Raw genomic sequence first — 13,691 nt, 5'->3', positions numbered from 1 at the left:
CGGCGGGTCTGCCGCTCAGATCCCGGCCGCGGACTTGATGTCCGAGCGCAGGGCGTCGAGCCGGCCGGCGGCGTGGATCCGCGCCGCGTCGACGCCGTCCTCGCGGTCGACCGGCACGACGACCTCGAGGTAGCACTTCAGCTTCGGCTCCGTCCCGCTCGGTCGTACGACGACGCGCGCGCCGCCCGCGAGGGCGTAGCGCAGCCCCTCGGTCGGCGGGAGGTCCGCGGAGCCGGTGCTCAGGTCGTCGACCCGCTCGACGGCGAGGCCGCCCAGCGCGGCGGGCGGGGTCGCGCGCAGCCGCTCCATCGCGGCGCCGATCTCGGCCAGGTCGGTGACCCGCACGGAGAGCTGGTCGGTCGCGTGCAGGCCGTGCTCCAGCGCGATGTCGTCGAGGACGTCGGGCAGGCCGCGGCCCTCGGCCTTGGCCCGGGCGGCGAGCTCGCACAGCAGCAGCAGCGCGGAGACGCCGTCCTTGTCCCGGACGTGCTCGGGGTCGACGCAGTAGCCCAGCGCCTCCTCGTAGCCGAACGCGAGCCCCTCGACCCGGCCGATCCACTTGAAGCCGGTGAGCGTCTCGGCGTACGGCTGGCCGGCCTTCGCGGCCATCTTCCCGAGCAGGGAGGAGGAGACGATCGAGGTGGCGTAGGTGCCCTGCTTGCCGGAGCTGAGCAGGGCGTGGGCGAGCAGCGCGCCGACCTCGTCGCCGCGCAGCATCCGCCACCCGTGCGGGCCCGGCACCGCCGCGGCGCAGCGGTCGGCGTCGGGGTCGTTGGCGACCACGAGGTCCGCGCCGTGCTGCTCGGCGAGCGCCATCGCGAGGTCCATGGCACCGGGCTCCTCGGGGTTCGGGAACGCGACCGTGGGGAAGTCCGGGTCGGGCTGCTCCTGCTGCTCGACGACCCGCGGCTGGGAGAACCCGGCGGACTCCAGCACCTGCAGCACCGACGTGCCGCCGACGCCGTGCAGCGGGGTGTAGACGAGGTCGAGGTCGCGGGGGCCGTCCTCGGCGAGGCCGGCGACGGTGTCGAGGTAGCGGTCGACGATGCCCTCGTCGAGCACCGCGCCGCCGTTCCCGCGGGGCACGTCGGCGACCGGGCCGACCGCCGCGATCCGGGCGGCGATCTCGGCGTCGGCCGGCGGCACGATCTGGCTGCCGTCGCCGAGGTAGACCTTGTAGCCGTTGTCCTGCGGCGGGTTGTGGCTCGCGGTCACCATCACGCCGGCCGAGCAGCCCAGCTCCCGGATGGCGTAGGCCAGCAGCGGCGTCGGGAGCGGCCGCGGCAGGAGGTGGGCGGCGAACCCGGCGCCGGTCACCACCTCCGCGGTGTCGCGGGCGTAGACGTCGCTGTCGTGGCGCGCGTCGTACCCGATGACCACGGGGCCGGTGGCGCCGGTGTCGCGCAGGTACGCCGCCAGGCCGGCGGCGGCGCGGGTGACGACGACCCGGTTCATCCGGTTCGGGCCGGCGCCGATCGCGCCCCGCAGGCCCGCCGTGCCGAACTCCAGCGTCCCGGCGAACCGGTCCGCCAGGTCGGCCGTCGCGGCCGCGTCCCCGGCCTCGACGCGGGCGACGACCGCCTCGAGCTCCTCGCGGGTGCGCGGGTCGGGGTCCTCGGCGGTCCAGGCGCGGGCGGCGGCGAGCAGGGAGGGAACGTCGGTGTTCGTCACCGGTCCACCCTACGAGCCGCCGACCCCGCGCCCGGCCGCGCCTCAGGCCTCGATCGAGGACATGTCGCCGTACCGGTCGCCCACGACGGCGTCGCGCGGCACGGCCTCCTCCAGGCGGCGCAGGTCCCCGGCGTCCAGCGGCACGTCCAGGGCGCCGACGTTCTCCTCGAGGTAGGCCACCCGCTTGGTGCCCGGGATCGGCGCCACGTCGTCGCCCTGGGCCAGCACCCAGGCGAGGGCGAGCTGGCCGGGGGTGCAGTCCTTCTCGGCGGCGAGCTCGCGGATCTTGTCCACCAGGCGGAGGTTGGCGCGCAGGCCCTCGCCGTTGAGGCGGGGGAAGTACGCCGAGCGGCGGGAGTCGTCCTCGGCCAAGGACTCCTCCGAGGTGATCGCGCCGGTGAGGATGCCGCGGCCGAGCGGGGAGTACGGCACGAGCCCGATCCCCAGCTCGCGGATGGTCGGCAGGATCTCGTCCTCGAGGTCGCGGGTGAACAGCGAGTACTCCGTCTGCAGCGCGGTGATCGGGTGGGTCGCGTGGGCGCGGCGGATGGTGGCGGCCGACGCCTCGGAGAGCCCGAGGTGGCCGACCTTGCCGGCGGCCACCAGCTCGGCCATCGCCCCGACGGTCTCCTCGATCGGGACCGACCGGTCCACGCGGTGCTGGTAGTAGAGGTCGATGTGGTCGACGCCGAGCCGCGAGAGCGAGGCGTCGCAGGCGGCCCGGACGTACTCCGGGCGGCCGTTGATGCCGACGCGGGTGCCGTCGGGCAGGCGCTCGTTGCCGAACTTGGTCGCCAGCTGCACCTCGTCGCGGCGGTCCTTGATCGCCGCGCCGACCAGCTGCTCGTTGGTGAACGGGCCGTACATGTCGGCGGTGTCGAGGAACGTCACGCCCAGGTCGAGCGCCCGGTGGATCGTCGCGGTCGCCGTCGCCTCGTCTGCGGTCCCGTAGAACTCCGACATCCCCATGCAGCCGAGGCCGAGGGCGGACACGGTGAGGGACGAGGCGGTGCCGAGGGTGCGCTTCTGCGTCACGGAAGAGGTCATGCCCCCAGCAAAGACCTCTGCTCCAAGCCGTGCCAGGTCCTGGTGGGGCCAGGCTCGGGTGGTCGGTTTCCCCGGGGCCCCGGGGAAACCGGCACCTCTCAGGGGTTGCATCCCCTGAGGAGTGCCGGTTTCCCCTGAGGAGTCGGGGCGAAGGGTGGCTCAGGAGCGGTTGAGGGCGGGCCGCTCGAACGTCGGCGTGGCGTACGGGCCGCCGACGTGCGCGGCGTCCCAGTCGTCCTCGGGGGAGGGCTGGATCCGGTCGGCCCAGGCCTCGGCGTCGTCCTGCGGGTCGTAGCCCAGCGCGCGACCCGGCTCGAGGTCCCACCAGGCCCGGGTGTTGGCGGAGATGCCGTACAGCACCGCGAAGCCCGGGGCCGTGGCGGTGAGGCCGGCCTCGACCATGCGGACGCAGTCGTCGTGGGAGAGCCAGGTGGAGAGGTTGCGGACCGTCTCGGGCTCGGGGAGGAACGAGCCGATCCGGCAGGCGACCGCGTCGATGCCGTACCGGTCGACGTAGAGGCTCAGCAGCGCCTCGGCGGCCACCTTGCTGACGCCGTAGAACGTGTCGGGCCGCGGCCGGGCGTCGACGCCGACCAGGTCCCGGCGCGGGGTGCGGCCCACGGCGTGGTTGGAGGAGGCGTAGACGATGCGGCGCACGTCGTGGGCGACCATCGCGTCGAGCAGCGCGCCCGTGGTCACCACGTGGGAGGCCAGCGAGTCCGGGAGGTTCGCCTCGCCGGGGTGCCCGGCCAGGTGGACGACCGCGTCGAGGGACTGCTCGACGAAGACGGCGTCGACGGCGTCGGGGTCGGTGCAGTCGACGGTGTACCAGGCGCCGTCCTCGCCCGAGGGCTGCGGCAGCCGGTCGAGGCCGACGACCTCGTGCCCCCGGTCGGCGAGGCCCAGCGAGACCACCCGGCCGATGCTGCCGGCGGCGCCGGTGACCAGGACCCTCATGCGGACGCGCCCCGGACGCCGCGGCGGTCGTGGGAGCCGGCGGGGCCGGTGTCAGTCCTGGCGTGCCGGGCGGCGGTAGGCATCGATGCGTTCTCCGAGCTCGGTGAAGAGGGCCTGGTTCAGCCGGAACGCTACCTTCACCTCCTCGACCACCCGGTCCACCCCGGCGCCGTCGAGGCCCAGTGCGTCGAGGCGGGCGCGGTAGGCGTCCTTGTACGGCTTCGGCTTGGGGACCGCGGGGAACGCGTAGAACGCCGTCCCGGCCCCGTCCAGCTCGAAGGCCCGGTCGAGCACCCGGCCGATCGCCTGGCCGCCGGACAGGTCACCGAGGTAGCGGGTGTAGTGGTGGGCCACCAGCGCGCCGCCCCAGGACGCCCCACGGAGCCGGTCGCAGTACGTCGCCGCCGCCGGTGACTCGCCGGGCGCGAGGTCGTGGTCGGCGCCGGGCGCCCAGTGGTCCAGGTCGGCGTCGATCGCGGCGAGCCGCTCCAGGGCCGGGTCGTGGACGGCGGCCACGAGGGGGTCGCCCGAGCGCTCCCGCACGACGGTCTCCATGGCGGCGTACACGGCGCGGAGCCGGCGCAGGTACGCGGCGTACCCCTCCTCGGAGATGCGGCCGTCGAGCAGCTCCGACATGAACGTCGACCCCTCGGCGTCCTCGTGCTCCGCGCGGGAGCCCTCGCGCATCGCGACCGACAGGGCGGGTGTGGTGGGGCCGGCGTCGAGCACGGTCATGAGTCTCTCCTGCGGCTGTTGCGTCGCTGTGACGGGGGCTGGAGCGGGGGCTGGAGCGGGGCTGCGCCATCGAAGCGCGGTCCGGACGCGCTGTCAAAAACATCCTGACACACTGTCAGATCGGTCTGGACATTTGGTGAGGCTTACCTAACTTAGGTGTACCTTACTCGGCGTGCTGCCCCCGTCCTCCTCCGTCCGCCTGCTGGTCCCGTCGATCGCCGGGCTGGTGGTCGCGCTGCTGCTGGCCGGCTGCGGGATCTCCACCGGCGAGCGGGCCGTCGGCTCCGACGCCGACCCCTCGGCCCTGCGGACGGCGCCACCGCTGGCCGACGTGGAGCCGCTTGAGGACGTCCGCGCCTGGGACGGCGAGGCCGTCGTGGCGGCCGACGACGCGATCGACCCCGTCGCGGAGGCGCCCGAGCAGCACCTGCCGGTGACGCTGACCGACGCCCAGGGGACCGAGGTGCGGGTCGAGGACGCCAGCCGCGTGCTGGCGCTCGACGTGCACGGGACGCTCGCGCGCACCGTCGCCGAGCTGGGCCTGGCCGACGTGCTCGTCGGCCGCGACGTGTCCACCCAGGTCGCGGGGCTCGACGACCTGCCGCTGGTCACCCAGGACGGGCACGACCTCGTCGCCGAGGCGATCCTCGAGCTCGATCCCACGCTGGTCGTCACCGACACCTCCCTCGGTCCCTGGGACGTCGTGCTGCAGGTGCGGGACGCCGGCATCCCCGTCGTCGTGCTCGAGCCCGAGCGCACCCTCGAGAACGTCGGAGGACTGGTCCACGGCGTCGCCGAGGCGCTCGGCGTCCCGGAGGAGGGCGCGGCGCTCGCCGAGCGGACCCGGCGGGAGATCGACGCGGTCACCGCCGAGGTCGCGCGCGTCGCGCCGGCGGACGAGGGCGAGCGGCTGCGGATGGTGTTCCTCTACGTGCGCGGGCAGAGCGGCGTCTACTACATGTTCGGCGAGGGGTCGGGCGCGGACTCGCTCATCGACGCGATCGGCGGGTACGACGTCGCCGAGGAGATCGGCTGGAACGGCATGAAGCCGCTCACCGACGAGGGCCTGGTCGCCGCGCAGCCCGACCTGGTGCTGATGATGTCCGGGGGCCTGGAGTCCGCGGGCGGGGTCGACGGCCTGCTCGAGCGGCTGCCCGCGCTGGCCGAGACCCCCGCGGGCCGGCACCGCCGGTTCGTGGCGATGGACGACGCGGCCGTCCTCGGCTTCGGCCCCGCGACCGCCTCGGTCCTCGAGGCCCTCACCGTCGCGGCGTACGCACCGGGCGAGCTGTCGTGACCGCCACCCCCACCGCCGCCCCTCCCGCCGCCGGCCGCACCGCCCCGGCGACCCCGCGGACCGCCGCCCGCGTGCTCGCGGGCCGGGTCGGCCTGCTCGGCGGGCTGGGCGTCGCCCTGCTCGTGGCACTCGTCCTCGGGGCCGGCCACGGCCAGCTCGACGTGCCCCCGAACGAGGTCGTCGGGTCGGTGCTGCACCGCCTCGGGCTGGACTGGGGCCCCGTCCCGTCCCACCCCCAGGGCGAGAGCACCCTGTGGCAGGTCCGGTTCCCGCGCGTGGCCATGGCCGCCCTCGCGGGCGCCGCGCTCGCCACTGCGGGCGCCCTGATGCAGGGCGTCTTCGGCAACCCCCTGGCCGAGCCCGGCGTCGTGGGGGTCTCCTCCGGGGCCGCCGTCGCGGCGGCCTCGGTGATCGTGCTCGACCTGACCTTCGCCGGCACCTGGACGGTCGCGGTGTGCGCCTTCCTCGGCGGGCTGGTGACCACCGTGCTGGTCTACGTGATGTCGCGCGACGGGGGCCGCACCGAGGTGGTCACGCTGGTGCTGACCGGCATCGCGCTCAACGCGGTGACCAGCGCCGGGCTGGCCTTCCTGATGTTCCTGGGCGACACCCAGGCGCGCGAGGAGATCGTCTTCTGGCAGCTCGGCAGCCTCAACGGGTCGCGCTGGGAGCAGGTCGGCGTCGTCGCGCCGCTCGCCGTCGGCGGGATCCTCGTCGCCCTCCTCCTCGCGCCCCGGCTGGACCTGCTCGCGCTCGGCGACCGCGCCGCCCGCCACGTCGGTGTCGACGTCGAGCGGCTGCGGATGACCACGATCGTGGCGGTCGCCGTGCTCACCGCCGCGGCGGTGTCCTTCTGCGGGATCATCGCGTTCGTCGGGCTGGTCGTGCCGCACCTGGTGCGGCTGGTGGCCGGTCCCGGCCACCGGCTGCTCGTGCCCGCCAGTGCGCTCGGCGGTGCCGTCCTCCTCGTCGTCGCGGACCTGTGGGCCCGCACCGCGATCGAGTACGCCGACCTGCCGATCGGGATGCTGACCTCCCTGGTCGGCGGCCCCTTCTTCTTCTGGCTGCTGCGCCGGGCCCGTCGTACGGCGGGGGGCTGGGCGTGACGGCCCCCGGCGCGACGGTCCGCGCACGCGGCGTCGGCGTGGCCGTCGACGGCCACCGCATCCTCGACGGGGTCGACGTCGACGTCCGGCCCGGGGAGCTGCTGGCCCTGGTCGGGCCGAACGGCGCCGGCAAGTCCACGCTGCTCGGCGTCCTCTCCGGTGACACGGTGCCGACGACGGGCACGGTCGAGCTCGGCGGGCGCGAGCTGCGCCGGCACGCCGCCCGCGACCTGGCCCGGGTGCGCGGGGTGCAGCTGCAGCAGCAGGGCCTCGCGTTCGGGTTCCGCGTCGAGGACGTCGTGCGCATGGGCCGCTCCCCGTGGCACCGGACCCCGGCCGAGGACGACGACGAGCGCGTCGTCGCCGAGGCCATGGAGCGGGCGGACGTGACCGCTCTCGCGCAGCGGCTCTTCCCCACGCTCTCGGGCGGCGAGCAGGCGCGCACGTCGTTCGCCCGGCTGCTCGCCCAGGCCACCCCCGTGCTGATGCTCGACGAGCCGACCGCGGCCCTCGACATCCGCCACCAGGAGGCGCTGCTCGACGTGCTGCGCCGCACCGTCCGGGCCGGTGCCGCCGCCGTTGTCGTGCTGCACGACCTCTCGCTCGCCGCGGCGTACGCCGACCGCGTCTGCGTCCTCGCCGACGGCCGGGTCCGCGCCGACGGCCCGCCCGCCGAGGTGCTGACCGGGGCGCTGCTGAGCGAGGTCTACGGCCACCCGGTCGACGTCGTCGAGCACGCCGGTCACCTCCTCGTCGTCCCCGTCCGCACCCCGTCCCCGCTCCAGGAGGTCCTGTGAGGTCCCGGCTCCTCGCCGCGCTGCTGCTCGCGGCCACCTGCTCGCTCGCCGTGCCCGCAGCCCCGGCCGCCGCGGCCTCGCGGGTCACCGTCGCGAACCCCGACGGCGACGCGGCCGTCGACCCGACGTACGCCACGACCCTGCAGGTGCGGGGGAGCGGCTTCCAGTCGATCCGCGGCGGGCACGGGGGGATCTACGTCTTCTTCGGTGCCGTCGACGGCACCTGGCAGCCCAGCCGCGGGGGCGCGACCGGTGAGGACTACTGGTACGTCCCGGACAGCGAGGCGCGCGACAATCAGGGCTTCCAGAAGTACGTCGCGTTCCCCGGCTCCGACACCGCGGGCTCCGCCAACGGCGGCACCATGTCGGCGAAGGGCACGTGGTCCACGACGGTCGTCGTGCCCGGCGCGACGTTCCGGGCCTACGACCGCGACGACTCGGTGCGGACCATCGACTGCCGGAGGCTGACCTGCGGCGTGATCACCGTCGGTGCCCACGGCGTGAAGAACGCCCGCAACGAGACCTTCACCCCCGTGCGGGTCGCCTCGCTGCAGCAGGCGGCGCCGACCGACCCGACCGACCCCTCGGACCCGGCCGCGCCCGCGGCCGGGGCGGACACCGGCGCACCGGTCGCGCCCTCCGGTCCCGTGGCCGGGGCCGTGCCGGAGGGATCCGTGCCGAGCGGCGCCCAGACGCCCGCCGCGGGCGAGGTGCCCGGTGCCGGCGCCGCGGCGAGCACGCCCACGCTCGAGGTCGACCGCGCCTCGGCCGTCGCCGGCAACGTGCTCGCCTTCACCGCCGCCGGCCTCCCGCCGGGCCGCCAGGTCACCGTCGTCCTCGACGACGGTGCGGCGGGTGCCGGGCCGTTCCTCGTCGGCGCCGACGGCGGCACCGCCGGGGTGCTGGCCCTGCCCGAGGACGCCGCGGCCGGCACCCACGAGCTGCGTGTCCACGGCGTCGACGGGGCCCCCGCGGTCTCCTTCGCGATCACCGGGACCGACGCGGTGGCCGCGCCGGCCCGCCCGGGCTCCGAGCGGGCCGGCCTGCTCGTCGCCGGCGCGGCGGGCCTGGTGCTCCTCGCGGCGGTCGGCCGCGCGGCGTACCCCCTCCTGCGCACGCGGCGGGTGCGTCGTGCGGCCTGACCGGCGACGGCACGGCATCGCCGCCGCGCTCGCCTCGGCCGCCGTCGTCGCCCTGCTCGGCGGGACGTCCGGCGGGGTGCTCGGGGCGGCGCCCGCCGGTGCCGAGGAGCCCGCCGAGGACCCCACGACCCGGGTCGAGCTGGACGGGGCCGTGCTCCGGTGGGGGATCAACCACGAGTCGAGCAACCGGGCGCACGCGCCGGACACCTACAACTTCCTCTCCGCCGGCCGGGTCCCCGACCCGGGCCGGGGCGGCACGACGCTGCCGCGGTCGTCCTGGCAGCAGCGCGAGGGCGACGTCCGCATCCAGAAGTGGGACGGCCGCCGGTGGCGCCCGGCGACCTGGAAGGGGCTGTCCACCGATACCGCCGGGAAGCCGCTCGGCCCACCCGCGAGCGGGTCGACGAGCGGTCTGCGGTTCACGATCGCCTCGGGCGAGGGGTACGTCGACCCCGCCGCCGGCACGGCCCACGTCGCGTGGGACGGCGACCTCACGGTCGTCTACTACTCCGGGATGTCGATGTTCCACGTCAGCGACCCCGTGCTGGACGTGGCCGACGGGCGGGGCACCCTCACCGCGACGGTGAGCGGGTACGCCTCCTCGGTCGACGACCCCGGGTCCTGGGCCCCCGTGCCGGGGGAGACCGTCACGCTCGCCGACCTGCCGGACGTCGACCTCGGCGACGCCGGACCTGGCGGCGGGCTGAGCGTCGAGCCGGCGTACCGGGGCGTGACCGTCGACGGCCTCGGCCAGACGACGGGGGAGGAGTGGTCGGGCTCCTTCCCGGGGGCCTTCGTGGCGTACATGGACCGCCTCGGCACCGCCGCCTTCTGGTTCTCCAGCGGCTCCTCGACCGACCCGTTCAAGGTCCCGCAGCCGCTCGCCGTGTCCTACGACGCCACGGGCACCGACCCCGCCCCGACCCCGACCGCGCCGCCCACGCAGCCGGTCATCGTCAACCCGACGGTCGCGCCGCCGACCGCGGACCCGGCGCCCGGTCCCGCGCCGGTGGCCCCCGCCCCGGTGGCCGCCCCGGCCCCGGCCCCGGTGGCCCCCGCCGTGCCGACGGTGCCGGCCGCCCCCGCCGTGCCGACGGTGCCGGCCGCACCGGTCGCCGCCGCACCGGTCGCCGCCGCGCCGGCCGCGCTCCCGGCCAGCACGCAGCTGGTCGCCGCGGCGCCCACCCCGGCCGTGCCCGGCCCCGCACCGTCCTGGCCCTGGTGGCTGGCCGGTGCCCTCCTGCTCGCCGCGGCCGTCGTGCTGCTGCTGCCCGTGCCCCGACGCGCCCGCGTCGCCTGAGAGAGGAACGCCATGATCCGCCCCACCCGCTGGGTCGCCTCGGCGGCCGCCACGACGCTCGCGGCCTCCGGCCTCGCGCTCGTCGCAGCCGCCGCGCCGGCCCCCGCCGCGCCACCGGCCCCCGTGCTGACCTGGGAGATCTCCCAGCAGTTCGACGACCACCTCTCGAGCCACGTCCTGGGCGGTGGCGCCACCGAGACCACCGAGGGTGTCGTCACCTTCCCGGACGGCGTGGGGACCTACGACCCGGCGACCGGTGCGGGGTCGGTGTCCTACGCCGGCTCCGTGGCGGGCTCGTTCGCCTTCGGCGGCTCGCCGTTCTACACGGTCACGATCGCGAACCCCACGGTCACCGTGGACGCCGACGGCGAGGGCACCGTGACGGCCAAGGTGTCCGCCTCCAACGTCGGCAGCGGCCAGGCGCCCGCCGCGTCGACGGATCCCGAGCGGGTCACCGTCACCACCTTCGACGCGCCGGCCTGGACGGTCGCGGACGGCCTCGGGTCCGTCACCGCCACGCCCGACTGGGACGGCGTGCTCCCGGAGGGCCCGGAGTCGGTTGCGCTCGGCATCAAGGCCGGCCAGCCGGTCGCCGGCCGGTCCTGGCACCCTGCGTTCCTCGGCCAGCTGACCCCCGGGGTCCGCGCCCACTTCCACGCCTCGGGCGCGAGCAGCGACGCCAAGAAGGCACCCGCACCCTTCACCGCCCAGGCCACCCCGGCCGCGGCGCCGGTCGCCACGCCCGCGCTCGAGGTGACCACCACCTCCGCGTCGTACGCCGACGGCCTCGCGCTGTCGGTGACCGGGACCGGCTTCGACCCCGACGCGAAGGTGCAGCGCGCGCCGGACGGCGTGTACGTCGGCGTCGCGCCCAGCGGCGGCATCCTCGGCCTGACGGACGCCGGCTTCGCGGCGGCCACGCACGTCGGCAGGGCGAAGCTGGTCAGCGGGTCGTTCACCGCCGCGCTGGTCGTGCCGACCGCGAAGCTCGACCCCGCGAGGTCGTGGTCGGTCTACACCTGGAGCGCCCACGGCAACCCGGTCGCGGACGACTCGCAGGCCGTCGAGAAGGCCCTCGCCGTCGACTGGTCGAAGCTGGCGCAGCCCGACCCCGGGACCGACCCCGGGCCGGGCACCGGTCCCGAGGTTCCGGCGAGCAACCCCCGGACGACCGCGTCCGTGACGGCCGCGTCGTACGCCGGCGGGGTGCAGGTGGCCGTCTCCGGCACCGGCTTCCGGGCGGTCACCAACGCGGGCGACAACGGCGTCTACGTCGGCCTGGCGCCCGCGGGCGGGATGCCGAGCACCGGCTCGCAGACCGACCAGGCCGCGTTCGCGGCGGCGGCCTGGGTCATGCCGCAGCAGATGCCCGGCGGCGCCTTCAGTACCACGCTGCTCGCTCCGACCGCGAAGCTCGATCCCACCAGGAGCTACGCGGTCTACACGTGGCAGGCCCACACCCACTCCAACACCAGCCAGGACACCCAGACGCCCGTCACCATCGACTGGTCCAGGCTCGCGCCGCCCGCCGGTGGGCCCGGCGGGGGCAGCGGCCCCGAGCAGCCCGAGCAGCCCGGCGAGGAGCCCGAGCAGCCGGGTGAGGAGCCCGAGCAGCCCGCGGCGGTCGGGGTCACCGGCCCCGCCCAGGCGGCCTTCGGCCGGTCGGGCTCGATCTCGGCCGTGATCACGGTCGGCGGCGAGCCGGCGTCCGGCACCGCGGTCCTGACCGGCCTCGGCGCCGAGCAGACCAGCGAGCTCGTCGACGGCCGCGCGACGTTCCGCATCCCGGCCCGCCTGGGCGCGGGCCGCCACACCGCATGGATCTCCTTCGGCGGTGTGGTCGTCGCCGAGCACGTGGTGGTCGTCGAGAAGGCGTCGCCGGTCGTCACCGCGCGCTGGTCGCGCCAGCCCACCGCTACCGCGGCGGGCCGGCTGACCACGGTCGTCCGCGGAGCGGCTGCCGTCGGCGACCCCGCCGGCCGGGTGCGGCTGCGGCTCTACCGCGACGGGAAGCTCCGGCGCACGATCGCGCCGGTCGCCCTCGAGGACGGCCGGGCCACGTTCGCGGTCGCCCGGCTCGGTGCCGGCACCTGGAAGGTCCGGGTGCGCTACCTCGGCGCCCGCAACTACGTCGGCGACACCACGGTCCTCGACCTGCGCGTCCGCTGAACCACGGCGGGGGCGCACCCGCGCGCCCCCGCCGCCACCCCGTACCGAGAGGAAGCACCATGATCCGCCCGACCCGCTGGGCCGCCTCGGCCGCAGCGACCACGATGGCCGCCTCCGGCCTGGCCCTGGTCGCCACGGCCGCCCCGGCCACGGCCGCCCCGGCCACCGCCGCGGCCGCGCCGTCCCTGACCTGGGAGATCTCCCAGCAGTTCGACGACCACCTGTCGAGCCACGAGCTCGCCGGCGGGGCCACCGAGGCCGCCGACGGGGTGGTCACCTTCCCGGACGGCGTGGGGAGCTACGACCCGGCGACCGGTGCGGGGTCGGTGTCCTACGCCGGCTCCGTGGCGGGCACGTTCAAGATCCCGATGGTCGGCACGGCCGTCTACACGGTCACGTTCGCCCAGCCGCGGGTGACCGTCGAGGCCGACGGCGACGGCACGATCAGCGCGCTCGTCTCGGCGAAGGTCAACGGCGGCATGGGCCAGCCGGCGAGCGACGTCGCCCCGGCGCGGGTCACGGTCACCACGTTCGACGCGCCGGCCTGGACGGTCGCGGACGGCCTCGGCTCGATCACCGCCACCCCCGCCTGGGACGGCGTGCTCCCGGAGGGCCCGGGGTCGGCGGCGCTCGGGATCCCCGCCGGCCAGCCGGTCGACGGGAAGGCCTGGGCCGCCGACCTCCTGGGCCACCTGCCGTCGGGGCTGCGCGCCCACTTCCACGCCTCCGGCGCGAGCAGCGACGCCAAGAAGGCGCCGGCGGCGCTCACCGCCCGGGCCACCCCGGCCGCCGCGGCCGCGCCCGCGGTCTCCCACACCGCGACCACCTCGCGCAGCGGAGTCGCGTTCACCGTCTCCGGCACCGGTTTCGACGGCACCACCAACCCCGGCGACAACGGCGTGTACGTCGGTCTCGCGGAGGCCGGTGGCCTGCCCGAGACCGACGACATGGCCGACCAGTCGGAGTTCGTGGCGGCGGCCTGGGTGCCCGCTGCGCAGGTCGTGGGCGGTGCCTTCACCACGTCGCTCACCGCGCCGGCGGCCAAGCTGGAGCGCGGCACGTCGTACTCCCTCTACACCTGGCAGGCGCACACCCACTCCAACACCTCCCAGGACACCGAGACCCCGGTGACCATCGACTGGGCCGCGCTGGGCGGCAAGACCGAGCCGCGCGCGACCGTCGCGGTCACCAAGAAGCCGACGTCCGTCCGGGCCGGCAGGCTCCGCGTCGCCTACACCGGTGACGCCGGCACGGTCGGCGGCAAGGTCACCGTCCGCATCGCCAGGGCGGCGACGTCGGGGCGGACCGGCAAGGTCGTGGCCACCCGCACCGCGAGGCTGGCCGGGGGCAGGGCCACCGTCGCCCTGCCGAGGCTCGCGAAGGGCGGCTACCGGATCAAGGTCGTGTACGCCGGCTCGTCGGCCTACGAGCGCGTGGCGCGGACCGTGGCGCTGAAGGTCGCCCGCTGAC

General features: G+C 76.1%; 11 protein-coding genes. 7 read left to right on the top strand and 4 right to left on the bottom strand.

The annotated features are described in order from the left end of the window. Positions 1 to 15 precede the first annotated feature (15 nt). From OSR43_RS16810 to OSR43_RS16795, 4 genes are all read right to left on the bottom strand, one after another. A complete protein-coding gene (locus OSR43_RS16810) occupies positions 16 to 1,671 on the bottom strand; it encodes a phospho-sugar mutase (protein WP_302267854.1) in 1,656 nt (551 codons plus the stop codon). 42 nt (positions 1,672 to 1,713) lie between these two features. Next, a complete protein-coding gene (locus OSR43_RS16805; protein WP_302267853.1) occupies positions 1,714 to 2,718 on the bottom strand; it encodes an aldo/keto reductase in 1,005 nt (334 codons plus the stop codon). 159 nt (positions 2,719 to 2,877) lie between these two features. Further along, positions 2,878 to 3,675, bottom strand: a complete 798-nt coding sequence (locus tag OSR43_RS16800; RefSeq protein ID WP_302267852.1) for an NAD(P)-dependent oxidoreductase — start codon at positions 3,673 to 3,675, stop codon at positions 2,878 to 2,880. A 51-nt stretch (positions 3,676 to 3,726) separates the two neighbouring features. After that, the gene (locus OSR43_RS16795; RefSeq protein WP_302267851.1) at positions 3,727 to 4,410 is read right to left on the bottom strand and encodes a heme oxygenase (biliverdin-producing); all 684 of its coding nucleotides are present in this window, start codon (positions 4,408 to 4,410) and stop codon (positions 3,727 to 3,729) included. A 172-nt stretch (positions 4,411 to 4,582) separates the two neighbouring features. Between OSR43_RS16795 and OSR43_RS16790 the strand changes: the two genes are divergently transcribed. The 7 genes from OSR43_RS16790 to OSR43_RS16760 are packed head-to-tail and all read left to right on the top strand — an operon-like array spanning position 4,583 to position 13,690. Further along, positions 4,583 to 5,707 carry a hemin ABC transporter substrate-binding protein gene (locus OSR43_RS16790; RefSeq protein ID WP_302267850.1) on the top strand — a complete coding sequence of 375 codons (1,125 nt, stop codon included), beginning with the start codon at positions 4,583 to 4,585 and terminating at the stop codon, positions 5,705 to 5,707. After that, positions 5,704 to 6,813: an iron ABC transporter permease gene (locus tag OSR43_RS16785; protein ID WP_302267849.1), complete on the top strand. Its 1,110-nt coding sequence runs from the start codon at positions 5,704 to 5,706 to the stop codon at positions 6,811 to 6,813. Before OSR43_RS16790 ends, OSR43_RS16785 begins: the two co-directional genes overlap by 4 nt. Then, entirely contained in the window at positions 6,810 to 7,610 is an 801-nt protein-coding gene (locus tag OSR43_RS16780; protein ID WP_302267848.1) for a heme ABC transporter ATP-binding protein, read from the top strand. Before OSR43_RS16785 ends, OSR43_RS16780 begins: the two co-directional genes overlap by 4 nt. Then, entirely contained in the window at positions 7,607 to 8,752 is a 1,146-nt protein-coding gene (locus tag OSR43_RS16775; protein ID WP_302267847.1) for a hypothetical protein, read from the top strand. The genes OSR43_RS16780 and OSR43_RS16775 overlap by 4 nt, the downstream gene beginning before the upstream one ends. Continuing rightward, a complete protein-coding gene (locus OSR43_RS16770; protein WP_302267846.1) occupies positions 8,742 to 10,052 on the top strand; it encodes a hypothetical protein in 1,311 nt (436 codons plus the stop codon). Before OSR43_RS16775 ends, OSR43_RS16770 begins: the two co-directional genes overlap by 11 nt. Positions 10,053 to 10,064: 12 nt before the next feature. Then, positions 10,065 to 12,221 (top strand): HtaA domain-containing protein, encoded by a 2,157-nt coding sequence (locus OSR43_RS16765; protein WP_302267845.1) that lies wholly within the window; start codon positions 10,065 to 10,067, stop codon positions 12,219 to 12,221. Positions 12,222 to 12,280: 59 nt separating this feature from the next. Next, positions 12,281 to 13,690 (top strand): HtaA domain-containing protein, encoded by a 1,410-nt coding sequence (locus tag OSR43_RS16760; RefSeq protein WP_302267844.1) that lies wholly within the window; start codon positions 12,281 to 12,283, stop codon positions 13,688 to 13,690. Position 13,691: the final 1 nt, after the last annotated feature.

Origin of the sequence: Nocardioides sp. Arc9.136 (genome assembly GCF_030506255.1) — a bacterium.
In the GTDB taxonomy this organism is placed as follows: domain Bacteria; phylum Actinomycetota; class Actinomycetes; order Propionibacteriales; family Nocardioidaceae; genus Nocardioides.
Note: the sequence above shows the minus strand (reverse complement) of the source record. Positions and strands in the feature narration are given on the sequence as shown.